At 73.3% G+C, this 25,830-nt stretch carries 9 protein-coding genes and 1 pseudogene (1 of these 10 cut by a window edge); 4 read left to right on the forward strand and 6 right to left on the reverse strand.

Annotated features, from left to right (window positions below; translation table 11 throughout):
• From STRVI_RS46305 to STRVI_RS14110, 3 genes are all read right to left on the reverse strand, one after another.
• A protein-coding gene (locus STRVI_RS46305) for a non-ribosomal peptide synthetase (protein WP_014056324.1) crosses the window boundary here: on the reverse strand, positions 1 to 16,782 show its 5' portion. Its footprint begins 216 nt before the window's first position; 16,782 of the gene's 16,998 nt are visible here — the first part of the coding sequence; the start codon lies at positions 16,780 to 16,782; the stop codon falls past the left edge of the window.
• Between the two features lie 70 nt (positions 16,783 to 16,852).
• Positions 16,853 to 17,668 carry an ABC transporter permease gene (locus tag STRVI_RS14105; RefSeq protein WP_014056325.1) on the reverse strand — a complete coding sequence of 272 codons (816 nt, stop codon included), beginning with the start codon at positions 17,666 to 17,668 and terminating at the stop codon, positions 16,853 to 16,855.
• Positions 17,665 to 18,669: an ATP-binding cassette domain-containing protein gene (locus STRVI_RS14110; RefSeq protein WP_014056326.1), complete on the reverse strand. Its 1,005-nt coding sequence runs from the start codon at positions 18,667 to 18,669 to the stop codon at positions 17,665 to 17,667. Before STRVI_RS14110 ends, STRVI_RS14105 begins: the two co-directional genes overlap by 4 nt.
• Before the next feature lie 640 nt (positions 18,670 to 19,309).
• On the opposite strand from STRVI_RS14110, the gene STRVI_RS14115 reads away from it, so the two are divergent.
• Genes STRVI_RS14115 through STRVI_RS14125 form a run of 3 tightly spaced genes read left to right on the forward strand, consistent with a single transcriptional unit; the run spans position 19,310 to position 20,479 of the window.
• On the forward strand, positions 19,310 to 19,645 hold the full coding sequence (locus tag STRVI_RS14115) for a DsrE family protein (protein WP_014056327.1): 336 nt from the start codon (positions 19,310 to 19,312) through the stop codon (positions 19,643 to 19,645).
• Positions 19,645 to 20,052, forward strand: coding sequence for a hypothetical protein (locus STRVI_RS14120; RefSeq protein ID WP_014056328.1), 408 nt, complete (start codon positions 19,645 to 19,647; stop codon positions 20,050 to 20,052). Before STRVI_RS14115 ends, STRVI_RS14120 begins: the two co-directional genes overlap by 1 nt.
• Position 20,053: 1 nt before the next feature.
• Positions 20,054 to 20,479 carry a hypothetical protein gene (locus STRVI_RS14125; protein ID WP_014056329.1) on the forward strand — a complete coding sequence of 142 codons (426 nt, stop codon included), beginning with the start codon at positions 20,054 to 20,056 and terminating at the stop codon, positions 20,477 to 20,479.
• A 92-nt stretch (positions 20,480 to 20,571) separates the two neighbouring features.
• On the opposite strand, the pseudogene STRVI_RS14130 reads toward STRVI_RS14125, so the two are convergent.
• A pseudogene (locus STRVI_RS14130) lies at positions 20,572 to 21,106 on the reverse strand (TetR/AcrR family transcriptional regulator).
• Positions 21,107 to 21,232: 126 nt separating this feature from the next.
• Here STRVI_RS14130 and STRVI_RS14135 point away from each other — a divergent pair.
• On the forward strand, positions 21,233 to 22,042 hold the full coding sequence (locus STRVI_RS14135) for an SDR family NAD(P)-dependent oxidoreductase (protein WP_014056330.1): 810 nt from the start codon (positions 21,233 to 21,235) through the stop codon (positions 22,040 to 22,042).
• 488 nt (positions 22,043 to 22,530) lie between these two features.
• Here the strand turns inward: STRVI_RS14135 and STRVI_RS47060 are convergent, their stop codons facing one another.
• Positions 22,531 to 23,292 carry a class I SAM-dependent methyltransferase gene (locus tag STRVI_RS47060; protein WP_078505242.1) on the reverse strand — a complete coding sequence of 254 codons (762 nt, stop codon included), beginning with the start codon at positions 23,290 to 23,292 and terminating at the stop codon, positions 22,531 to 22,533.
• A gap of 100 nt (positions 23,293 to 23,392) precedes the next feature.
• Positions 23,393 to 25,309 carry a TerD family protein gene (locus tag STRVI_RS14145; protein ID WP_014056332.1) on the reverse strand — a complete coding sequence of 639 codons (1,917 nt, stop codon included), beginning with the start codon at positions 25,307 to 25,309 and terminating at the stop codon, positions 23,393 to 23,395.
• Positions 25,310 to 25,830 lie beyond the last annotated feature (521 nt).

Raw genomic sequence — 25,830 nt, forward strand, 5'->3', positions numbered from 1 at the left:
GGCCCGCAGACGGCTGACGAGCTGGATGGAGATGATGCTGTCGCCGCCCAGGTCGAAGAAGTTGTCGTCGATGCCGATCGTGGGCAGGGCCAGGACCTCCGCCATCACGGCGCAGACCAGGGCCTCCAGCTCGGTGCGCGGCGCCCGTGACGTGGTGCCGCCGGTGAACTCCGGCGCGGGCAGCGCCCGGCGGTCGAGCTTGCCGTTCACCGTCATGGGCAGCTCGTCGAGCGGGACGATCGCCGCGGGCACCATGTACGCGGGCAGCAGCCGCTCGGCGTGGGCGCGCAGGCCGGCCACGAGGGTGCCCAGCCGGCGTGAGCCGAGGGGGTTGTTGACGTATGCGCCGGGCTCCAGCCGGGTGGCGGGAAGGTACACCTCGGTCAGGGCCGGCCCGTCGGCGCCGAAGACGGCGTCGAGCCGCCCCGGGGCGCCGGAGGCGTAGGTGACCAGGACGGGCAGCTCGTGCCGCTCGGCCAGGGAGTGAAGTGTCTCCGGATCGACCCCCGGCTCGTCGGGGTGGCCGAGAGCCTCCAGGACCTCGGCGACCTCCCGTCCCTCGGCGAGGGACTGGAGGGCGGCCTGTTCCCCGGCCAGCCGGGCGTCCGGGATGCCCGTCACGCGCACCGGCCCGCCGCCGCGCCCGGCCAGCATGCGTTCCATGTCGGCCAGGTCGGTGAGGTCCACGCCGTAGCGCAGGTGCTCGATGGTGCCGAGGTCGTGTGGGTCCGCCGGGCCGGTGCGCAGTACCACGTCGAAGCGGTGGCGGGTGAGCTCGTTGTCGCCGTGGCCGCGCTTGACCCGGACGTCCACGGCCGTGTAGGCGGGGATGTGGCGGGCGACGGCGGCGAAGTACTCGGGGTCGACCAGGAGTTCCTTCTCCATCATGATCGTCTGCTCGACGGCCCGGGACACCGCGGCCTCGTCCTGGTGCTCGGCGCGCTGGCGCAGCCGGATCGCGGTCTGGAAGGCGCGCTGGGTGCGCAGATTGCGCTGGTCGCCGAGGAACACCGCGCCCCCGGGGGCCACGAGGTCCGCGAGTGACTGCAGCAGGTCGGTGAGGTAGGCGGCGTGGGGGAAGTACTGGGCGACGGAGTTGATGACGACGGTGTCGAAGAAGCCGGTGGGCAGCCCGTCCAGCTCATGCGCGGCGCGTAGCTGCAGCTCGACCCGGCCGGCCAGTTCGGGCCGGGCGGCGACCTGACGGCGCAGTACGGCGATGGCCTCGGCGGAGAAGTCCAGGCCCCAGTAGGTTTCGCAGTCGCCGGCGAGCTTGGCCAGCAGCAGTCCGCTGCCGACGCCGATTTCCAGCACCCGGCGGGGCCGTAGGGCACGGATCCGTTCCACGGTGGCGTCCCGCCACTCGCGCATCTCCTCGATCGGGATGTCCTCGCCGGTGTAGCTGCTGGCCCAGCCGCTGAAGTCCTCGCCGAACTCCTCCGGCCGCTCGGCCCCGTACATCAGGTCGTACACCTGCTGCCACTGGTCGATCTGCTCCTCGGCGGAGCCGGTCGCCTCCCGGGAACCGTCCAGTGCGGGCACCACGTACGCCACCAGTTGCGGATCCCCCGGGTGGTCCGCCCGCACCGTCACCACGGCCTCGTCCACTTCGGGGTGGTCCCGCAGGGTGCGCTCGATCTCGTCGGTCTCGATGCGGTAGCCGCGCACCTTGACCTGGTTGTCGACCCGGCCGACGAACTCCTGCCGGCCGTCGGGGAGCCAGCGCACCAGGTCGCCGGTGCGGTACATCCGCTCGCCGGGGGTGCCGAACGGGTCGGCGACGAACCGCTCGGCCGTCAGCGGAGCCCGGTACAGATAGCCGCGGGCCAGCAGCCCGCCCGCGATGTACAGCTCGCCGGGGACCCCCACCGGAACCGGCCGCAGCCGCGCGTCCAGCACATACATCCGGGTGTTCCACGCGGGCCCGCCGAGGGTCACGACGCCGGGGCGCACCTCGTCGCCCGGCGCGATCCGGTGGACGCTGCAGCCGACCGTGGTCTCGGTGGGGCCGTACTCGTTGTGCACGGTGGTCCGCGGGTTGCGGGCACGCCAGTTGGCGAGCGCGGCGTCGGTCAGGGCCTCGCCGCCGATCACCAGGTCGTCGGCGGGGGAGAACTCCGGCGGCAGCGCGTCGAGCAGCCGCAGGTGGGTGGGCGTCACCTTCAGGAACGACAGCGGGGCGGCGTCAAGCGCCTCGACGGTCTGCCGGTCCTCCTCCATTCCGGCCACGTGCAGGCGGCCACCGGAGAGCAGCGGCCCGAACAGCGCGGTCACCGTCAGGTCGAAGGAGATCGGCGAGTGCAGCAGCGCGGTGCCGCGCAGCGCCGGATAGATGTCCAGGGCCCAGTCCAGGTATTGCAGGACGGAGGCGTGGGCCACGGCCACGCCCTTGGGGCGACCGGTCGAGCCGGAGGTGTAGATGACGTACGCGACATTGCTCCGATGCAGCGGACGGCGCCGCTCCGCGTCGTCGAGGGCATGGCCGGGACGCGCCGCGAGCTCCGCCCGGGTATCCGGGGCGTCGAGGTACAGCCGGGGCCGGGTATCGTCCGCGGGCAGTTGGGAGGCGCCCTGCGCGGTGCACAGCAGCAGCGTGGGCCGGGCGTCGTCGAGCATGAACCGGACGCGCTCGACGGGGTGGCGCGGATCGAGCGGCAGATAGCCCGCGCCCGCCTTGAGTACCGCGAACACCGCGACGAGTTGCTCGACCGACGCCGGGAGCGCGACCGCCACCAGCGCCTCGGGGCCGACGCCCCGCTCCACCAGCAGCCGGGCGAGCCGGTTGGCCTCCTGGTCGAGCGTGGCATAGGCCAGCGTACGGTCGCCGCCGAGCAGCGCGGGGGCCGCCGGGGTGCGGGCCACCTGCTCCTCGAAGCGGCTGACCAGGGTGCCGGTGGGGGCGGGGCGCGCGGTGTCGTTCCAGTCGACCAGTATGCGGCGACGCTCGTCCTCGTCCATGATCGCGAGCGCGTCCAAGCCGCGGTCCGGGTCCTGGATCGCACTGCGCAGCAGCCGGATGAGCCGACGGACGAAGCCTTCGACCGTCTCCGCGTCGAACAGGTCGGTGGCGTACTCCACGGACCCGTTCATGCCGGCGGGCAGACCGTCGGCGTCATGCGTCTCCGTGAAGCCGAACATGAGGTCGAAGCGGGCGACCTTCATGCCCACGAACTCCTCCTCGCCCCGCACCTCGGGCAGGTCCACCACGGGTGTGGCGTCGTTCTGCAGCCCGAAGGCGACCTGGAACAACGGGTTGCGGGAGGGATCGCGCTCGGGCTTGAGGGCGTCCACCAGCCGCTCGAACGGCATGTCCTGGTGCGCGTAGGCGGCCAGGTCGGTCCCGCGCACCCGGTCCAGCAGCTCCCGGAAGCCGGGGTTGCCCGAGGTGTCGGTGCGCAGCACCAGGGTGTTGACGAAGAACCCGACCAGGTCCTGTACGGCCTCGTCGGTGCGGCCCGCGATGGGGCTGCCCAGTGGGATGTCCGGTCCCGCCCCGAGCCGGGTCAGCAGGGTCGCGAGCCCGGCCTGGAGCACCATGAACACCGTCACCCCGCACCGGCGGGCGAGCTCGGTGAGCCCGGTGTGCGTCTCGGCGTCCACCTGGAAGACCACATCGTCGCCGCGGTAGCTGGGCACGGCCGGACGCGGGCGGTCGGTGGGCAGGGCCAGCTGCTCGGCCGCGCCCTCCAGGGTCTCGGTCCAGAAACGCAGTTGTCGGGCGAACGGGCTGTCCGGCCCGGCCTCCTCGTCCAGCAGCTCGCTCTGCCACAGGGTGTAGTCGCCGTACTGGACCGGAAGCGGCTCCCAGTCCGGGGCCTGGCCGTGCAGTCGCGCCGCGTAGGCGGTGCTGATGTCCCGGCACAGTGGGTCCATCGACCAGCCGTCACCGGCGATGTGGTGCACCACCACCAGCAGCACATGCGTCCGCTCGTCCAGCCGCAGCAGCTCCACGCGCAGCGGCGGGTCCACCGCCAGATCGAAGGGGCGGCGGGCCGCCTCGGTCAGCGCCTCTGCGACCCCGTCGGCGGCCACCGTGGTCACCGGCAGGTCGATCCGCAGTCCCCCGGGGTCCAGGACGCACTGCCAGGGGACGCCGGCCTCGTCGGGGAAGACCGTGCGCAGCGCCTCGTGACGGGCCATGACATCGGCCACCGCCGCGCGCAGCGCGCCGGCGTCCAGCGGACCGTGGAGCCGCATCGCGATCGGCATGTTGTACGTGGCGCTGGCGCCCTCGTACCGGTCGATGAACCACAGCCGCCGCTGGGCGTGGGACAGCGGCAGCCGGTCCGGATGGGACATCCGGCGCAGCGCGGGCCGCAGCGCCGCCGTCTCCCGGCCGAACCAGGCCGCGACCCCGCCGACCGTCGGGTTCTCGAACAGCGTCCGCACCGGCACCTCGGCCCCGAGCGTGGAACGGATGCGGCCGGCCAGCCGGCTGGCGAGCAGGGAGTGCCCGCCGAGCTGGAAGAAGTCGTCGTCCACGCCGATCGCGGGCAGCGTGAGCACCTCGGCGAACAGAGTGCTCAGCACCTGCTCCAGCACGGTGCGCGCGGGCCGGCCGGCCGCGACCGGCGCCTGCGGCGCGGGGAGTGCGGCTCGGTCCAGCTTGTCGTTGGGCGTCCGCGGCCACTCGGACATCGGCACGAACACCCGCGGCACCATGTGGTCCGGAAGCGCCGCGGCGGCGGTGGCGGCGACCACGTCCACGTCGGGGCCGGGGCCGTCTTCGGCCAGCAGATAGGCGACCAGGCGCGGTTCGCCCGGCTGGTCCTCCCGTACCGTCACGACCGCCTCGGCCACGCCCGGCGCTCCGGACAGGACGGCCTCGATCTCGGCCGGTTCGATCCGGAAGCCGCGCAGCTTCACCTGGTGGTCGGCCCGGCCGAGGAAGTCCAGTTCCCCGTCGGGGAGCCGGCGCACCAGGTCGCCGGTGCGGTACATGCGGGCTCCGGGCGGACCGAAGGGGTCGGCGACGAACCGGTCGGCGGTCAGGTCCGGACGGCCCCAGTAGCCGCGGGCCAGCGGCAGGCCCGCGATGTACAGCTCGCCGGTGACACCGGCCGGGGCTGGGGCCAGCGTGCTGTCCAGGACCCGCACCCGGGCGTGCGGGATGGGGCGGCCGATGGAGGGGCGGCCGCCGGTCAGCGGGCCGCTGACGGTCGCGCAGACCGTGGTCTCGGTGGGCCCGTACGCGTTGATCATGGTGCGGCCGGGGGCCCAGCGGGCGACGAGATCGGCGCCGGTGGCCTCGCCCGCCACCACCAGGGCGGTCAGGCTGGGCAGATCCTCCTCGCCCACCGCCCCGAGCGGGGTCGGCGGGATGGTGGCGTGGGTGACCCGGTGCTCGGCGATCAGTTCGAGGAGCGCGGGCCCCGGCAGCAGTCGGTGCTTGGGGGCGAGCACCAGGGTGGCGCCCGTCAGCAGCGCCATGCACACCTCCCACACGGAGGCGTCGAAGCTCGGCGAGGCGAACTGCAGCACCCGGCTGCCGGGGCCCGCGCCGAGCCGGCGGGTGTGCAGATCGGCGAGTGCGGCCAGCGCGGTGTGGGTGACGACGACGCCCTTGGGGCGACCGGTGGAGCCCGAGGTGTAGATCATGTAGGCGGCGTTGGCGGTGGCCAGGGCGCCGGCCCGGTCGGCGTCGCCGAGGTCGGTGTCGGAGGCCGCGGCGAGCGCGTCCGCGACCGCCGGGTCGTCCAGGCACAGCCGCGGCAGCACATCGGCGGGCGGCAGCGGGTCCTGGACGGTGTCGGCGGTGATGACGAGGGCCGGACGCGCGTCGTCCAGCATGAAGGCGATGCGCTCATGCGGGTAGTCGGTGTCGACCGGCAGGTACGCGGCCCCGGCCTTCGCCACCGCCAGCACCGCGGTGATCCAGGCGACGGACCGGGGCAGGGCCACCGCCACGAACCGCTCGGGCCCGGCGCCCATCGCCACCAGGCGCCGGGCGAGCCGGTTGGCGTGCCGGTTCAGCTCGTCATAGCTCAGCTCCTGGCCCTCCCAGCGGACCGCGCACGCCTGGGGCGCGCGGGCGGCCACCCGCTCGAACAGCGCGGCCAGATGGCCGTCCGCCACCGGCTCGTCCGGGCCGTTGCCGACCGAGAGCAGCGCCTGGCGCTCGCCGTCGGCGAGCAGGTCCAGCCGTCCCACCCGGGCCTCGGGCCGGGTGGCGAACGCGGACACCGCCCGGGCCAGCCGGTCCAGCATGGCCCGGGCCCCCGCCGCATCCAGCACATCGGGCTGATAGGTGATGCGCAGCTCCAGCCGCTCCCCGGGGAAGGCGTGGAAGACGAACGGGTAGTGGCTGGCGTCGGTGCTCACCGCGGACGTCACCTCGAGACCGGTCGCGCCGAGGTCGGGCAGCGCCTGCTGCAGCGGGAAGTTCTGGAACGAGATGACGGTGTCGAACAACTCGCGCCGCCCCGCGGCCCGCTGGATGTCGGCCAGCCCCAGGTGATGGTGGTCCAGCAACCGCACCTGCCGCTCCTGGAGCAGCTTGGCCGTCTCCACCAGGGTCTGCTCGGGGCGCACCGCCGCCCGCACCGGAATGGTGTTGATGAACATGCCCAGCATGTCCTCCACACCGGGCAACTGCGCCGGACGGCCGGAGACGGTGGTGCCGAACACCACGTCGCTCTGCCCGGTGGCCCGTGCGATCAGCACGGCGAGCGCCGACTGCACCACCGTGTTCAGGGTCAGGCCGAACGTGCGGGCGGTGGCCGTCAGCGCGGCCGTCGTCTCCTCGGGCAGCTCGGCGGTGAGCCGCTCCGGGACCACGACCGCGCCGGAGCGCTCCCCGGGCGCCAGCACCGTGGCGTCCCCCAGACCGGCCAGTTCCTCGCTCCAGGCGCGCTCGGCTGCCGCCCGGTCCTGCCGGCCCAGCCAGGCCAGATAGTCCCGGTAGGCGAACGGCGGCCGTACGGCGCCGTCACCGCCGTACAGCGCGAACAGCTCGGCGAACAGCATCGGCATCGACCAGCCGTCCACCAGCATGTGATGGTTGGTGAACAGCAGCGCGCGGCGGTCGGGGCCCAGCGTGACGACCGTGAAGCGCAGCAGTGGTGCGTTGCCCAGGTCGAATCGGTGGCCGCGCTCCCGCTCCACCAGCCCCGCCAGCCGGCTCTCGCGTTCGGTCGGCGCGCAGCCGGACAGATCCACCTCCGTCCAGGGCAGCTCGACCGCGTCCACGACCACGCCGACGGTCTCCCGCAGCCCGTCCTGCCGGAACTCGGTGCGCAGCAGCGGATGGCGGCGGATCAGCTCGTCCCACGCGGCGCGCAGCCGCGCCGTGTCCAGCGGGCCGCGCACCTCCAGGGTGAGCAGCGAGGTGTACAGGTCGACCTGGCCCTCGCTCAGCTGACTCTGGAACATCAGGCCCTGCTGCAGCGGGGCGAGCGGCACCACGTCCACCAGCGTGGGCCTGGCGGCCTCCAGCCGCTCCACCTCGTGCAGGGACAGTGACACCAGCGGGAAATCGGACGGGGTGCGGCCGCCCGCGCCGGGCCGGGCGGCGTAGGCGGCGAGCGCTTCCACCGACCGCAGCCAGGCCTGCGACAGCTCCCGCACGTCCGCTTCGGACAGCAGCTCGCCCGCCCACGTCCAGGTGGCCACCAGCGTGGGGCCCTCCGGCTGGTCCTGGGTGACCAGGGTGAGGTCGAGGGCGTGCTCCAGCGGCATCTGCGGGTCGGCACCGCCGAGCGGCCCGGCCGGGCCGATCGGCGCCCAGTCCTCGTCCGTCCGCCCGGCGGTGAACCGGCCCAGATAGTTGAACCCCCACCCGGCGCGCGGCAGTTCGGCCAGCGTCGCGGCGGTGCGCGAATTGAGGTACCGCAGCAGGCCGTACCCGGCGCCGTCGCCGGGGACGGCCCGGATCTGCTCCTTGATCCGCTTGACCGCCTGGCCGAGGGAGGGGCCGCCGGCCGTGGCGTCCGCCCAGTCCAGCGGGCCGGGGTCGAGCCGCACCGGGTGCTGCTCGGTGAACCAGCCGACCGTACGGGACAGATCGGCGCCCTCCAGCAGGTCGTGCCGGCCGTGGCTCTCCACGTCCACCAGCGGACCGTCCGGGTGCTGGCCCCGCCGTCGCCGCCAGTCGGCGACGGCGACCGCGAACCCGGCCAGCAGCACCTCGTTCACCCCGGTGGCGAAGGCGGTGGGCAGCGTGGTGAGCAGCGGCGCGGTGTGCGCGGCGGACACGGTCACGGTCAGGGTGCGGGCCGTGGCGGCCACGTCCCGGGCCGGGTCCAGAGGACGGTCGGCCACCGGCAGGTCCGGGGTGCGCAGCAGCCCCGTCCACACCTCCAGCTCCCGCTCCACCTCCGGGGTGTGCGCCAGCGCGGCCAGGCCGGTGGCCCAGGTCCGCAGCGAGGTGGTGGCCGGCGGCAGCTGGGCCCGTCGGCCGGCGGCCCGCGCCTGCCAGGACAGGGCCAGATCCTCCAGCAGGATCCGCCAGGACACCCCGTCGACGGCCAGGTGGTGCACGCTCAGCAGCAGCCGCCCGGCACGCTCAAGGCCGGCGTCGAACCACACGGCGTCCAGGACGGTGCCCGCCGCCGGGTCCAGCCGGGCCCGCGCCTGCGGCAGCTCCGTGCGCAGCGCGCCGGCGAAGGCATCCTCGTACGGGTCGGCGCCCCCGTCCGCTCCGGCCACCGTGACCTCGACCGCGGTCAGCAGCGGAGCGGCGGACACCCGGCCGGGTTCGCGTACGGTCAGCCGCCAGTCGCCGTCCCCGGTGTCCAGCCGCAGCCGCAGCGCGTCATGGTGGTCCACGAGAGCCTGCAGGACCTCGGTGAGCGCCTCTGCGGTGGAGCCCGCGGGCACCGTCACCACGAACGCCTGGTGGAAGCCGTCGATGGGGCCGCCGAGTTCGCGCTGCGCCGCGACGATCGGGGTGAGCGGCAGCTCACCCGAGGCCGACGGGCCAGGGGTGTCGGCCGTCTCGTCCGCGGTCACCGGTGTGGCCGCGGCCGCGAGGGCCGCCACGGTGCGGCGGGTGAAGACATCGCGCGGGCTCAAGCCCAGCCCGGCCCGGCGGGCCCGGCTGACCAGCTGGATGGAGATGATGCTGTCGCCGCCGAGGGCGAAGAAGTCGTCATCGGCACCGACCGCGGGCAACCCCAGCACCTCGGCGAACAGTGCGCACAGCGTGTGCTCGGCCGGGGTGGCCGCGGGCCGCGAGGAGGCCGCGGCGGCGAAGTCGGGCGCCGGCAGGGCGCCGGTGTCCAGTTTGCCGTTCGCCGTCAGTGGCAGCTCGGCCATCGGTACCACCGCGGCCGGGACCATGTACTCCGGCAGTGTCCGGGCGAGATACTCGCGCAGCTCCGCCGGGTCGCAGGGGCCCGCGGCGGCGACGGCGTACGCCACCAGCCGGGTCACGCCCGGCGTGTCGCTACGGGCCACCACGGCGGCCCGGGCCACCGAGGGGTGACCGGTGAGCGCCGCCTCGATCTCGCCGAGCTCGATGCGGTGCCCGCGGACCTTGACCTGCTCGTCCGCGCGGCCGAGGAACTCGATCTGCCTCTCGGCCGACCAGCGCACCACATCGCCGGTCCGGTACATCCGGCCGCCCGGGGCGAACGGGTCGGCGACGAACCGGTCCGCCGTGAGCGCCGGCCGCCCGGCATAGCCGCGCGCCAGCTGCGGCCCGGAAAGATACAGCTCCCCGGGGGCGCCCGGGGGCACCGGCCGCAGCGCGTCGTCGAGGACGTACGCCTGTGCACCGCGCAGCGGCCGTCCGACCACGGGGTGTTCCGCGGCCGCCAGCGGAGCCGACAGGGCGTCGATCGTGAACTCGGTGGGACCGTAGAAATTGTGCGCGGCGGTCGCCGGGGCCGCCGCGCGCAGCCGGCCCCACAGGTCCGGACCGAGCGCCTCGCCGCCGAGCATCAGCACCGCGGGCGCCGCGTCGGCCTCCAGCAGGCCCGCGTCCAGCAGCCGCGCGGCGTAGGAGGGGGTGATGTCGAGGAAGTCGACGCGGTGCTCGGCGACGTACGCCACCAGGGCCCGTGGATCGCGGCGCGTGTCGTCGTCCACCACGTGCAGTTCATGGCCCGCGAGCATCCACAGCACCCCGTCGAAGGAGGTGTCGAACGACAGCGACGCGGTCATCGCGGCCCGGAAGCGGCGTCCCCCCGCGGCCGCCACCGCGGGCTCGACCAGGTCGCGCCGGTGGGCGGCGAACAGGCTGACCAGGTTGCGGTGTTCGACCCCCACGCCCTTGGGCACACCGGTGGAGCCGGAGGTGTGGATGAGGTAGGCCAGGTTCTCCGGCCGCACCGGGCCGCCGCGCTCCTCGTCGGCCAGGGCCCGCCCGGGCAGCGCGGCCAGTTCGGCCGCGGTCCGCGGGTCGTCGAGGACGACCAGGGGCACGCCGGTGAGGGCCGGGGCCGGTCCGGTCGCGGTCACGACCGCGGCCGGGGCGGTGTCCTCGATCACGAAGCGGATGCGCTCGGGCGGAAGCCCGGGGTCGATGGGGACGTACGCGGCGCCCGCCTTGAGCACCGCGAACATGGCGACGATCGCGTCCACGCCGCGGGGCAGCAGCAGCCCGACCGTGTGCTCGGGCCCGGCGCCCCGGGCGGCCAGGAGCCGGGCGAGCCGGTTGGCCCGCTCGTCGAGCTGGGCGTAGGTCAGCGTGCCGCCCGCGCCGACCAGCGCCGTGCGGTCCGGGGTGCGGGCGGCGGCATCCTCCAGCAGCCGGCCGACGGTGCCGGCCGCGGCCGAGGCGGCCGCGCCCCGGCCCCAGCCGAGGACGGTGCGCTGCGCGGCGGGGTCCAGCAGCCGCACCCGGCCCACCGGCTGCTCCAGGTCGTCGGCGAGGCGTGCCAGGACGTGGTGCAGGCAGGACGCGACGGTCCGCACCTGCTCGGCGGTGAACACATCGGTGCGGTGGCCCAGGCGCAGCCGCAGCGCGTCGCCCGTCATCACCGCGATGCTCAGTGGGTAGTGGGTGTCGTCGCTGCCGTCGATGCCCGCCACGTGCCAGGCGCCGTCGGCCGTCCGCAGCGATTCGGGCGGGAACGGATAGTTCTCGATCACCAGCAGGGTGTCGAACAGCTCGCCCACCCCGCCCAGACGCTGGACCTGTGCCAGCGGCAGATGGTGATGGGCGGTCAGCTCCGCCTGCTCCTGCTGCAGCCGCTCCAGCAGGGCGCGTACGGGCTCGTCCGGGCGGAACCTCGCCCGCACCGGGAGGGTGTTGATGAACAGGCCCACCATCAACTCGACGCCGTCGACCTCCGCGGGCCGCCCGGCGACGGTGCCGCCGAAGACCACGTCCCGCGACCCGGTCAGGGCGCCCAGGACGATCGTCCACGCACCCTGCACCACGGTGCCCAGGGTGATGCCGTGGCGGCGGCCCGCAGCCTCCAGGGCAGCGGTGAGCGGTGCGCCGAGGTCCACGGCCAGCTCCTCGACGGCTCCGCCGGCGGGCGGGGCGTTCGCCGGGGCGAGCCTCGTCGGCCCCGGCAGGTCCGCCAGCGCCGCCCGCCAGGCCGCCTCGGCCGCCCCCCGGTCCTGGCCGCGCAGCCAGTCGAGATACCGGTGGGAGGGCACGGCCCAGGGCGTGGCCGAGCCGGAGTCCGCCCCTTCCGCGGCGTACGCGGAGAGGATGTCGCGCAGCAGCAGCGGCACCGACCAGCCGTCCAGCAGCAGGTGGTGATGGCGGAAGACCAGGATGTGCCGGTCCTCGCCGGCGCGCGCCAGCAGGAACTGGAACAGCGGCGGCCGGTCCGGGGCGAACCGCGGCTGCTCGACCGACACCCGCTCCAGCTCCGCCGCCCGCGCCCGCTCGTCCAGATGGCGCAGGTCGATCCGGTGCCAGGGCACCGTGAACGCCCGGGGCACGAACTGCACCGGCACTCCGGACCCGTCGTCCCAGAAGCCCGCGCGCAGCTGGGGGTGGCGGCGCAGCGTGGCCTCCACCGCCCGCCGCAGCCGCTCCGGGTCGACCGTGCCCTCGAGCGTGAAGCGGAACTGGACGGTGTACGCGTCGGGCTGCTCGGTGTCGTAGGCGGCGTGGAACAGCAGGCCCCGCTGGAGCGGGGCGAGCGGCAGCACGTCGGCGAGCGGACCCGACTCGGCCGCGAGCGTGTCCAGCTGGTCCTGCGTCAGCCCGGCCAGGGGGACGTCGGCGGGTACGAGGCCGCCGTTGCCGGGGCGGGCGGCATGGGCGGCCAGGCCGTCCAGTGCCCGGCGCCACCTCTGGGCGAGCGCCTCCAGCGCCACCTCGTCCAGGACGCCGTCGGGCCAGGACAGCACCGCGGTGAGCGCGGGCCCGCCGGCCCCGTCCTGGGCCACCACGTCGACCTGCAGGGCATGCGAGACCGGCATCGCCGGGTCGTCGCCCCCGCCGAACCCCTCCAGGCCGGGCAGCGGCGTCCAGGGCCGCCCGGGGTCGGCCGCACCGAACCGGCCCAGGTAGTTGAAGAGGATCTGCGGGCGGGCCCCGTCGTCCGGCAGGGTGCCCGACGGGGCCAGATAGCGCAGTACGCCGTAGCCGACGCCGCCGTCCGGGACCTCCCGCAGCCGCTCCTTGACCTCCCGCAGTGCCCGGCCGGCGGCCGGGCCACCCGCGGCGAGCTCAGCGAAGTCCAGGGCGCCCAGGCCGAGGCGGACCGGGAAGAGGGCCGTCAGCCAGCCCACCGTGCGGGTCGGGTCGGCCCCGTCGGCGAGCGCGTCGCGGCCGTGGCCCTCCAGGTCCAGCAGCACCTCCGGCGCCGCCCCGCCGTGCTCCCGACGCCAGTCGGCGACTGCGGCGGCGAACCCGGCCAGCAGCACCTCACGCGCCCCGGTATGGAACGCGGCCGGGACCGTGGTCAGCACGGACTCGGCCAGAGCGGTGGGCAGCGTGACCGTCATCTGCCGCCGCGCCCCGGCCACATCGGCCGCCGGGTCCAGCGGCCGGGCCCCCAGAGTCGGCTCCTCGGCGGCGGTCAGCACCGCCCGCCAGTACACGGCCTCGCCGTCCCGGGCGCCGGTCGCCGCCTGCTCGGCCAGCAGTCCGGCGAAGCGGCGCAGCGAGGTGCCCACGGGTGCGGGCCGCGGGTCGCGGCCCTCGCGGACCGCGGTGAAGGCGGCGGCCAGATCGGGCAGCAGGACGCGCCAGGAGACTCCGTCGATCACCAGGTGGTGGACGGCCAGCACCATCCGCCCGGGCCGGTCGCCCCCCGCGTCGCACCACACCGCCTGCAGCATCGTTCCGGCGCGCGGGGCCAGCCGGTCCACCGCGGCGCGCACCGCCTGCGCGGTCGCCTCGGCCGGTGCGTCGGCATCGGCATCGGCGTCGGCGAGCGGCACCCGCCGCAGGCGGTCGGCGGCCCGTACGGCGCCGGGTGGGGCGACGGCCAGCCGCCACGGGCCGTCGCCGTCGTCCAGCAGCCGGGCGCGCAGCGCGTCATGGCCGTCGAGGAGCGCCTGCAGGGCCGCGGTCAGCTCCTCGTGGCGCGCGCCGGGCGGGGTGGTGAACGTCATCACCTGGTGGTAGCGGTCGATGGCGCCGCCCCGCTCCTGGAGCCAGCGGATCACCGGGGTCGCGGGCAGCTCCCCGGTGCCGTCGTCGCCGTCACCGCCCTGGGCCGCGCCGCGTTCGGCCACCGCGGCCAGCGCCTCGACCGTGCGGCACCGGAACACCTCACGCGTGGTGAACCGCAGCCCCGCGCGGCGAGCCGCGCCGACCAGCTGGATCGAGACGATGCTGTCGCCGCCCAGGGTGAAGAAGTCGTCGTCGATGCCGACCCGCTCCAGATGCAGCAGCTCGGCGACGATGTCGCAGAGCACCGTCTCCTCTTCGGTGCGCGGCTGCCGCCCCGACACCTCGGCACCCGGGTCGGGCGCGGGCAGCGCGGCGCGGTCGACCTTGCCGTTGACGGTCAGCGGAAGCGCCGGCAAGGTCACGAACGCGCCGGGGACCATGTAGTCCGGCAGCGCCGCCATGGCCCCCGCGCGCAACGCCGACACCTCCGGCCGCGCACCGGAGGCGGGCACCACATAGGCCACCAGCGTGGTCTGCCCGGGCCGGTCCGTCCGGGGCACCACGGCGGCCTGCGCGACATCCGGCAGATCCGCGAGTACGGCGGCGACCTCGCCGGGTTCGACGCGGAACCCGCGGATCTGGACCTGGTCGTCGGCCCGGCCCAGGTACGCGAGCGAACCGTCCGCGCGCCGCCGTGCGAGGTCGCCGGTGCGGTACATCCGCTCGCCCGGGCGGCCGAAGGGCGCGGCCACGAAGCGGCTCGCCGTCATCCCGTGGCGGCCCAGATAGCCGCGGGCGAGGCCGGGACCGGTCACATACATCTCGCCCACCGCGCCCTCGGGCACGGGCTGCAGCGCCTGGTCGAGCACGAGCACCCGAAGGTCGCCGAGCGGGCCGCCGATGAGGCTGCCGGTCGCGCGGGCCGCCGTGGCGCGGTCGAGCCCGAGGTGGGTGACATGGACCGTGGTCTCGGTGATGCCGTACATGTTGGACAGCACCGGCGTGTCCTCGGCGCGGTGGTCGTACCAGCCCTCGAGCCGCCCCAGGTCGAGCGCTTCGCCGCCGAACACCACGTGGCGCAGGGCCAAGTGGCGCCCGGGCCGCTCCCGGTCGGCCTGGATGAGCGGGTAGAAGGCCGACGGAGTCTGGTTCAGGACCGTGACCTCCTGCTCGGCCAGCAGGTCCAGGAAGTCCTCGGGGGAGCGGGAGACGTCGAACGGGACGACCACCAGCCGCCCGCCGTGCAGCAGCGGACCCCACACCTCCCACACGGAGAAGTCGAAGGCGAGCGAGTGGAACATGGTCCACACGTCCCGTGGGCCGAACGCGAAGTGCTCGGCGGCCGCGGCGAACAGCCGGGTGACGTTGTGATGGGTGACCACGACGCCCTTGGGCCGCCCGGTCGAGCCCGAGGTGTAGATGACATATGCCGGGCAGTCCGGCCGCAGCGCGGCCACGACCGGGTCGGTCGCGGGCTCCTGGGCCATGGCGTTACGGACCTGGGGCGCGTCGACGACCAGCCGCGGCACCGCGTCCCCGGTGTGCGCGCCGACCACGGCGTCCACCTCGGCGGCGGTCACCAGCAGCGCGGGGCGGGCGTCGCCGAGGATGAGGGCCAGCCGCTCGGCCGGGGCCGCGGGATCCAGCGGCACATACGCCGCGCCCGCCTTCAACACGGCCAGGATCGCGACGATGTGGTCGATCGAGCGCGGCAGCGCGATGGCCACCAGCTGCTCCGGGCCCGCACCGTGCCCGATCAGACGGTGCGCCAGCCGATTGGCCCGGGCGTTCAGTTCGCCGTAGGTGAGCGTGGTGTCGCCGTAGGTCAGCGCGGCGGCGTAGGGCGTACGCCGGGCCTGGTGCGCGAACAGGCCGGGCAGCGTGGCCCGCGCCTCGGGCGAGGCCGCAGGGGGGAGGGGCGCGGCCGCCGGAAGGGCACGGGTGCGCTCGGCGGGCGTGGTGATGTCCAGCAGGCCCAGCGGAGTGTCCACATCGGCCCGGGCCAGCCGCTCCAGAAGGTGCCCCAGCCGCTGCTGGTGCGCGGCGACATCGGCCTCGTCATAGCGGTCGGCGTTGCCGTCCAGCTCGATCCTCAGCGCGGTGCCGCCGGGGTGGACGGAGACGACGACCGAGAAGTCGTCGGTGGGCCCGATGGACAGATTGTGAACGGTGACCGGGGCGCCGTCGAATGTCAGTTCGGCGGCGAAGGACATGATGTTGACCTGCGGGCCGAACAGGGGCGTGAGGGCGTCAGGGCCGCCGTGCTCGCGGCGCAGATCCTCGTAGCGGTACCGCTGGTGCCGCAGGACCGCGCGCAGCCGCCGGGACACCTGGCGCAGCGCCTCGCCGACGGTCAGGCCCGGACCCAGACCGAGCCGTAGCGGCAGCAGGTTGGACATCATGCCCGGAGTCCGCTGCGGCGCGTGGCCGATCCGGGACGCGACCGGCACGCCGAGGGTGACCTCGCCGGCCCCGGACATCCGCTGCACATAGACGGCGACCGCTGTGAGCACCGCGATCGGCCAGGGCAGCGCGGCCTCACGCGCCACGTCCCGCAGCCGCTCCAGCTGGGACGCTTCCAAGCTCATCCCGCGCCGCACCTTCTCCCGCGGCGGCGCGGGCGGCCTGGCACTGAGCGACGCCGGTGCCGGTGCGTCCGCGAGCTCCCGCGCCCAGAACGCACGGTCGGCCCCGAACTGCTCCGAGGCACGGTATGCGGCGTCCGCCTCGACCAGCCCCGCCAGCGGCGGGAACGGCGTGCCCGCGGCCACCCCCTCGGTGCCCGCCACGGTGTACAGCTCCGCGACCCGACGGGCCACCGCGGCCACCGTGAACCCGTCGCCCACCAGATGGTGGTAGTGGTGGAACCAGAAGAAACGGTCCGGCGCGACGGCGAACAGCACACATCCGAAGAGCGGTTCCCCGCCGAGGTCGAGCGGGGTGCGCAGCCGCTCCCACATCGCCCGCTCGGCCACCGCCCGCGGATCGGGCTCGTCGCGCAGATCCACCACCGGCAACGTCCAGTCGCCCAGGGGCGTGATGACCTGCCGGGGCCCGTCGGGTCCGTCCACCACCCGCACCCGCAGCGTCTCGGCCTCCTCCAGCGTCCGCCGGACCGCTGCCTCCAGCCGCGCGGCGTCCACCGGGCCCGCGACCTCCAGGTACTCCCCGCCCTGGTAGGCGGTGCTGAGCGGGGCGAGCTGCTGCGCATGCCAAATGCCCAGCTGCGCGGCGGTCAGCGGCAGTTGCCGCCGCTCGCGGCCGTCCGCTCCCTCGCGCTCATTCGTGGCGCGCCCCGAGGTCTCGCTAAACACGTCGACGTCCCCTTCTGCAGTGGCTCGGACCTGGCTGATCCGGAAGAACGAAATGGTGTGGAACGGCCGGTTACAGGCGGCGGGTGAAGGCGCGGATGGCCAGCGGTACGAAGAGGGCGAGGATCACCGCGGAGGCCAGCAGCGTGCTGCCGAGAGCCGAACCGGAATCCGAAGCCGGACCGGTGAGCAGGGCCCGTACGGCATCGGTCAGATGGGTCACCGGATTGACCTTCGCCCAGGCCTGGAGCCATCCGGGAAGGGTGTCGGTCGCGACCATCGTGTTGCTGCCGAACGCCATCGGGAACAGCAGGATCATCACGAGCATGTTGACCGACTCGGGCTTGTCCGCGATCAGCCCTATCGTCAGGGCGATCCAGGAGAACGCGAACGACACCAACAGCACCAACGCCACGGCCAGCAGCGCCGAGAGCGGATCGGTGTGGACGCGGAAGCCGATGCAGAAGCCGAAGGCGAGCAGCGTCAGCGTGGTGGCGGCCTGGCGTGGCAGGTCCCCGAGGATGTGCGCGATCAGGGGTGCGGGCCGGGCGATGGGCAGGCTCCGGAACCGGTCGAAGATCCCCTTGTCGATATCACTGTTGATGGCCTGGCCCACGGTGGTGACCATGAACGCCGCGTTCTGCGCGAGCATCCCCGGCAGCAGGAACTGCAGATAGGCCGACTGGCTCCCGGACACCGCCCCGGCGAACAGCACCATGAAGAGCAGCATCATGATCAGCGGCTGCAACACACTGAACACCACGATCTGCGGCGAGGCGCGCAACTTGGTCAGATGGCGTCCGGCGAGGATCAGCGTATGGCTGACCAGGGCCCCGCGGCCCGGGTCGACGGGGAGCTGGGCCGGGGTGCTGTGCTGGGCGCTGCTCATCGCGGTTTCCTTTCGGCGGACCCGGCCGTGACCGGTGCCGGATCGGGGTCCTGGACGGGGTCGGCGGGCTGGGCGGTACGGCCGGTCAGCGCGAAGAACACCTCGTCGAGAGTGGCCTGACGCAGCCCCAGCTCGACGAAGCCGATCCCCTCCGCCTCCAGCCGCGCCGCCACTCGCCGCAGCGCCGTCACATCCGCGACGGCGGCGTCGATCAGGCCGGTGTCCGCGTCGACGGTCGGCTCCACCCCCGTCGCCTCGGCGACGTACGCGGCGGCCTGCGCGCCCTGGGCCGGATCCGCCACCCGCATCTGCAGGGCGAGGCCGCCGACCCGGGCCTTGAGTTCGGTGGGGGTGCCGGTGGCCACCACGCGCCCCTGGTCGAGTACCACCAGATCGTTCGCCAGGTGGTCCGCCTCCTCCAGGTACTGCGTGGTGAGCAGGACCGTCACGCCGTCCGCCACCAGCTCGCGCACCAGCGTCCAGACCTCGGTGCGGCTGCGCGGGTCCAGCCCGGTCGTCGGCTCGTCCAGGAACAGCACCCGAGGCCGCCCGACGAGGCTCGCCGCCACGTCCAGCCGGCGCCGCATGCCACCGGAGTACGTCTTCGCCAGCCGGCCCGCGGCGTCCTCCAGCCGGAACCGCTCGATCAACTCGGTGGCCCGGCCGCGCGCCGCCCCCCGGGACAGGCCCAGCAGCCTGCCGACCAGCTCCAGGTTGTGCTGCCCCGACAACTCGTCGTCCACCGCCGCGTACTGGCCCGTCAGACCGATCGCCGCCCGCACCAGGTGCGGCTGCGCCATGACGTCGTGTCCGTCGATCCAGGCCCGCCCGCTGTCCGCGCGGATCAGGGTGGACAGAATGCGCACCGTGGTGGTCTTGCCGGATCCATTCGGGCCCAGCAGCCCCAGAACGGTCCCGGCCCGAGCCGTGAATCCGACCTCGGACAGCGCCTGGGTCTTCGCATAGGACTTGCTCAGTTCTTCGACACGGATGGTCTCCACCACAGGGCCTCTCGGGTATCGATGTCCGCCGGCCACACGCGGTGGACAGCGGCGGCAGAATCAGCAATTCCACGGTTGGGATCATGCGCCGTCCGGCTGAGCCCTCATCCTGGGCAGCGGGACAACGCCTGGACACCCCGCATCGAATAATCAATTGCGTAACGGATGATTCCGTAGAGGCGAAATGAAGAATTCCGCGGACTGCGCGGGGCCATGCGCGGCAGGCGTGACCAGGGCTTTCGGCATGATCAGAGGGAACGCCCGGATCAGGGGCGGGGCCGGAAGGATTCGCCTCCTGACCGTGAAGGGAATTGCGTAATCCGGAGTTCCGGATCATGCGTAATTATTGATTCCGGTGTGTGTATCGGCCAGCAATCAGGGGTCGTGCGGTGTCGGATTCCCGCTGGCGCCGGCTGTCAACTTCTTGTCTGGGGGTTGCACTCCCGGGGCCGACACGGATAAATGTGAGAAGCTCGCAGACCTCCCCGTATGTTCGTCATGCTCGGGGACCGGTCGTCGGCGGCTTTTCATCGGCGTATTGCCCGGGAATTCCTCGGGCGGTTTCCGTGCACCGCGGGCGGCTGCGGAAGATTCACCATCACGGTCTGCCGCATTCTCGACTTGAGGGGGAGCGCAATCGATGACCACAGTGCGTGAAGGGTTCCTGCTGATCGAGACTCAGGCGGCGGCCGTGCCGGGCGGGGTGGGATTCCCGCGTGACGCGGTGGCCCAGGCACGGCTCGGCCATCCGGTGGTGCTGTTCCTCATTCAGGACGCCGTGGCCTTGGCCGTCCCGGGCCGTTCACCGGAACTGGAGGCCTTCATCGGGGCCGGCGGCCGGGTCTGGGTGGACGACTTCTCGCTCGCCCAGCGGGGCCTCGCGAGCGCCGGACTCCTGCCCGCGGCCCACCGCACCGATATGGGCGCGGTGGCCGAGGCGGTACTCAACCCGGCGGTGAAAGTGGTGTGGCACTGATGGGCCGTCCCGTTCCGTACACCGACGTCATGGTGATCCTCATGGGCGCACCGCATGAGTCCGACCAGACCACCAGCGTGCTGCGGCTGGTCCAGGCGATGCTGGAGCGCGGTGGCCGGGTGCAGGTGTGGACCTGCGGCCACGCCACCCATCTCACTCGGCAGGCGCTCGGCGCGGCCAAACAGCGCAACATCGCCTCCTGGACCACCTCCTATCCGACGACCGCCACGCTCGTCCAGGACATGCTCGCGGCCTTCCCCGACCAGCTCTACTGGTACGGCTGCCAGTTCTGCAGCGAGGACCGGGGCGTCCACGATCATGTGCCCGAGGTCGTGCTGCGCCGGCCCTCCACGTTCGCCGCGAACAGCGCCGCGACCGGCAAGACGCTGATGGTCGGGGTGATGTGAGATGCGTGACCGTCCCGACCTGCCCTCGGCCGCACCGCAGCGGCCCCAGGTGCTGGCCATCGTGGAGCGCGCCTACCGCGGCGCCGTGGAGAAGCAGTTCGCGGACGCCCTGTACCTGGCGCTCGAACTGCACCGCCAGCTCGGCGGGATCGACATCCTGCTGCGCGGCCAGGCCGTGACGTATGCGGCGCGCGATGCCCATGTGCCCCCGCTGCGGCTCGGCAACCGAGTGATCGAGACGCTCACCGATCCGCGCGGTGACGTGCTGCGGCTGCTGGACGCCGGGGTGCGGGTGTACGCCGAGGAGCCTGGCCTGGCCGCCTACGGACTGGACGGCGAGGGGCGCCTCCTGGACCGGGTACGGCCGATGCCCGCGGACGAGGCCGCGGCGCGGTGGTCCACCTACCGGATGGTGTGCTTCATGTAGCGGCGCGGCTCCGCCCCGCGGCGCACCCCCGCACATGGCGCTCGCCGGCCCCGTCGGGCCTGATACGACGGGGCCGGGGCCGGGCAGCGCCCTCACCTGGCGCGCAGGCCCCGGTCGGTGAAGGCGATCAGCCACTCGAAGCTCTCGTCGATGTCGGTGCTCCACTGGAAGCCGCCCGCCGCCTGCAACGTGGCGAAGCCGTGGCAGAGGCTGCGGAGCATGCGCAGGGCGTGGTCCACGTCGGACTCCGCGATGTCGTAGCCGCGCAGGACCGCCGTGAACGCGTCGAGCAGCCGCTGACTCGCGATGGCCAGCGGGTCGTCCGGGCCGGAGGGTTCCAGGCCGATCGTCGCGGCGTACCGGCCGGGGTGCTCCAGGACGAAGGCGCGGAAGGCGCGTGCCGCGGCCGCCAGGGCGTCGCGGCCCGCGTACCCACTGGACCGCGCCGCCGACGGCGTCGGCGGCCTCGCTCAACGCCAGGGCCGCGATGCGCCGGTTGAGGTCTTCCTGGCCGCCCACGTGCTTGTACAGGGACGGGGTGCGCACGCCCACCCGCTCGGCCAGCAGACCCATCGTCAGGTTGGCGATGCCCACCTCGTCGGCGAGGGCGGCACCGGCCGCGACCACGGCCGTCGGGTCCAGGCCGGCCCTAGGCATGAGCGGCGTCCGAGCGGAGGAAGGCGAGCATCAGCGAAACCACCTGGTCGGGGAACTGGTCGTGCTGACCTTCCGGACCTGACCGGCCGGACGGTGGTGATCACTGGCGCCGGCCGTGGCCTCGGCCTGATCGCGGCGTGTGAGCTCGCGAACGCAGGGGCCCGCGTCGTGCTGGGCGTACGCGACACCGGCAAGACCCACGGCGCCGTCGCCGGCCTGCCCGGCACCTTCGAGGTCCGACCGCTCGACGTGGCGGATCTGACCTCGGTGCGAGCCTTCGCCGACGCCTGGTCCGGCGACCGCGACATCCTGATCGACAACGCCGGTGTGATGGGCATCCCCGCCGCGCGCACGGCCGACGGCCTCGATGTGCAGACCGCCACCAACTACTCCGGTCCCTTCCTGCTGACCAACCTGTTGCTCGAGCACATCACCGATCGTGTGGTGCACGTCACCAGCCAGCTTCACCGGCAGGGCAAGATCGACCTGAACGACCTCGACTGGCGGACCCGCACGTACAACGGGATGGGTGCCTACGAGGCGTCGAAGCTTGCCGTCGTCCTGTTCTCCCTGGAGTTGCAGCGCCGGCTGACCGCCGCCGGCAGCCCGGTCCGCTCGGTGCTCGCCAGCCCGGGCATCGCCCGCACCTCTCTGGCCGCCCACTCCCGGTCGAACGTCATCAACCGGTTCACGTTCCTCACCAACGACGCCGAGCGCGGAGCGCTGTCGCTGCTCTACGCCGCCACCCAGGACGTCCCCGGCAACTCCTACGTCGGGCCGGACTGCCTGGGCGGCCTCCGGGGCGACCCGGCCGTGCGCCAACAGGGCAAGGCCGGTCTCGACGAGGCCATGGCCGGCCGACTGTGGGACGCCACCGCCGACCTCGTCGGGGCGGTGACCCGATGAGGTACACCGCCTGACAGGCTCTGCTAGGGCGCGCAGCCAATTAACGTGCTGGTTCTGGGAGTTGCACATCCCAGGTCAGCGCGGTGCGGGCCCTTAGGCGGAGCTGCGCCGATGCGTCCCGTTCAGGCGGAGGAGTGAGCGTCACCGTTTCCGCGGGGACCTATGCCGTGGGCACCGTTCGGCCGGAGCGGGCGCGGTGTTCGCGGATTTTCCGAACTCCTGCCGCTGCATCAGGCTTCCATGGCCGACTCCCACGAGCAGACTCGCAAGCCGGCGGAAGCGTTCCATACCGCCTTGTGAGACGGCGGCGTATGCCTTCTTCGGTGTCCAGAAGAAGCCCACCTTCTTCGGGGAATAAGCCTTGCCTCGGCAGCCTGACCGACCGCACCGCACCGCACCGCACCGCACCGCACCGCACCGCACCGCACCGCACCGCACCGCACCGCACCGCACCGCACCGCACCGTCCCGCCCCGCCGCCGCGCAACGTCAGGGGCGGAGTGCCACCAGGAGATCAACCACGTAGGTCTCTTCCACCTCCTCGCCGGGGAAAGCCTTGCCCAGCCGCTCCCGCTCATCGACGAGAAAGGCATGACGGTCGGCCTCATCAAGGACGAGGAATGCCGAGCGGCTGCCGATGTTGGCGATGTGCGTGTCCAGGGAGACAGTGCGGCTCCAGCGCACTTGACGGCGCGCGACCCGCAGACCCGTCAGGCCCGCCAGCCGGATGGCCTCCCTGTCCGGGGGCCGCACCGCAGACCTTGGCTCCACCCCGCAGTGGTGCGCGATGCGTTCGTGCTGATCGCGGATCCACGGTACGTCGAAGGCCGTGGTGTTCCACCAGATCGCCAGCGCACCGCCCCCTCGCAGGACGCGCAACGCCTCCGGGACAGACCGGCCGGGGTCGGTCCACTGCCAGGACTGCGCATAGGTGATGAGGTCACAGGAAGCCTCGGCAAGCGGCAGAGCGTTACCATCGCCCCTCACAATCGGCAGACCCGGGAGCGCCTGGTGGAACTCACCGGCCATGGCCGCACCTGGTTCGACAGCGATCACCTCGGCACCCCGCTCTCGCAGCAGGACGGTGGCGATTCCGGTGCCCGCGCCCACGTCGGCGACCCGCGCACCCGCCAGGCGGCACTCTGCGAACTCCTCGATGCGGTCGAAGAGCGCGGCTGGGTAAGAAGGCCGACTTGCCGCGTACTGAGCCGCGGCCACATCGAACGACTGGGCGCGTGAGCTGGCGTTCATACCTTCTAGGGATACCACGCCTGGCTCCACGCCCACACCGCGTCGCCGGGCCTGACCCAGGCCCGGGGGACGCACAGACCTCCGCCTCCGGCACCGTCGTTCACTCGGCGATGTCGACCCCGTATCCACGTGCGAGGGCGTCCAGCCCGTGGTCGTAGCCCTGGCCGACGGCGCGCAGGCGCCAGACCGGGCCCCTGCGGTAGATCTCCGCGAGCAGCATGGTGCGTTCGGTGGTGGCGGCGTCCAGAGTCGCCCGGGCGAGAGGTGCCCCGCTGCTCCCGGGTGCGGCACCGACCTGGATCGCACCGACCGTCCCGAAGGTGGCGGCGCCGTCGATGGCGGCGGCGATGACGACCTTGCGCGTCGCGGGCGGCAGGGATGCCAGGTTGAGGGCGATGCTCTGTTCGGCAGGGCCGCCGGTCAGCAGTCGCGCGGTTCCGGCGGGGCTCTCCGGAGCTCCGTAGAAGATGAGGTCCTCGTCACAGGTGACCTGTTCGTCATCGTCGAGGAGGAAGGCGACGACGTCGATCTCGTAGTCGGTCTGCGGGGCCCAGCCGGCGGTGACATACCACTCCGGCGCGGGCCTGCCGTGCGGCATGGGCAGGTCGATGACGCCGCCTCTCGGCATCACATGCGGCTCCTGAGGCCGGAGCGCCGCCGCGGCCGGGGCGGTGGCGGTGGCGGTCGGAGCGGTGAGCCAGTGGTGGTCGTGCACGGGGAGTCCGAGGGCGGTGATGCGGCGCATGCGCCGGTCACCCTGCCCTCCCTCCAGGAGTACGACGTCGGTGACACTGGCCGACAGGTTGACCGCCGCGGACCCGCCCAGCTCGACGATGCGGGTACGAGCCGCCGCGGCATCGGGATGGGCACCACCGAGCACCAGCACGCGACGCCCCGCCAGAGGCTTGCCGAGGGTGCCGGCGGAGGGCTCCGGCCGGCGTGGCGCGGGTACCGGCGCACCAGGGGCGACCGTGGGGAGGGCCGCGGCTTCCGGGACGGGTGCGGCAGAGGTTGTGGCGGGTGCCAACTCCATGGGCCCGACGACTGGTTCGGCTTGCCGCTCAGCCGCGGGGGCGACAGCGACGGCCGTCGCCTCATGCTCCGTCCCTGGCCGTACGTCGGCCAACAGCCGCAGGAAGGTGTGCTCGTCGATGACCGGCACGCCTTCGGCGAGTGCGCGTCGGGCCTTTGCCGAATCGGACGCCGGTTCATTGGTGACCAGCACGCTGGTGTGCCGGCTGACGGAGGTCATCATGTTCAGCCCGGCGGCGACCGCCCGCCCGACCAGTTCCGCCCGGGCATGGGCGGTCTCACCGGTGATCGCGACCTTCATCCCCTGCTGGAGAGGCTCGCCGGGAGCCAGACGTCCCGGATTGCGGTAGGCGCAGGGGGCCTTCGGCGGCTTCGGCGTGAACTGCGTTTCTGCCCGGGGCGGGCAGGCCACCAGCGGCAAGGGCAGATCGAGCTGCGCTGCCTCGCGCAGTGACGCCCGCAGGATCCCGGCCAGTACACGGGTGTCGTCCAGCGCATCGTGAGCACGCTGTTGGGGGATGCCGTAGTGGGCGGCGAGGGTGCCGAGCTTCATGTCGCCGGTCGGCGGATCCACCTGACGATTCAGCGCCAGGGTGCACAGCCGCTGCGACACCGGCAGCCACGTCCGCGCACGGGCGAACTCGTGGGCCAGGAAGTCGTAGTCGAACTGGGCATTGTGGGCGACCAGAACCCGGTCCTGAAGCATCGCTCCGATCCGCCCGGCGACCTGGTCGAACGTCGGCGCGCCCTGCAGCCGCTCGACGGTCAGCCCGTGGACCTTCACCGGCCCCGGATCGCAGCCCGGATTGAGCAGCGTCGAGAACTCCCCGGTCTGCTCACCGTCCGGACCGACCGTGATCACCGCGACGGACAGTACCCGGTCTCGCCGGGCCATGAGTCCCGACGTCTCCACATCAACCAAGGCCCAGTCGTAGGCGTAGTCGCCCATGGCGGGCACATCGAAGGAGGTCGGGATGATACTCATGGAGTCAAGGATGATCCGATATGCGGTCCTCCTTCAACCTGTATGCCGATTTGCCCTCAGCCGGAACTTCGTGACGAGGCGCTCATGTTGCGCCGACCGCAGAACCGGCGGGTGCGGCAAGCGGACGAATTATGGGTGCTGTTCCGACGGGTGCTGTTCCGACGGGTGGTGCCGTCGACGGAAGTGAAGCGCCCGCAGGGCGGGGGCCGGCGCCGGGCGGTGACCGCGAGGCCCTGGCCGGGGTCGTCTTCGTAACGACCTCGGCGGGCCGGGTGTTGCTGGTGTCGGTCACGCTTCCCCTCCCTGACCAGGCTGCCGCCTCGCGCGCTGTATCCGGTCGCCTTGGGCCGACCGGACCGGCGTTCATGGGCGCGACCCCTTGGGGCTAGGGCCGCTGGTGTCGCGGTCGGCCTGGACGACGGAAGGGGTAGGTCCACTTCCATGCGATGAGCCGTGCGTGCCAGCGCAGCACCGACCGCCCTGCCGGCCGTCGGCGTGCCCGTGCGGGTCGTGGAGTGCTG

This window comes from Streptomyces violaceusniger Tu 4113 (genome assembly GCF_000147815.2).
GTDB lineage: Bacteria > Actinomycetota > Actinomycetes > Streptomycetales > Streptomycetaceae > Streptomyces > Streptomyces violaceusniger_A.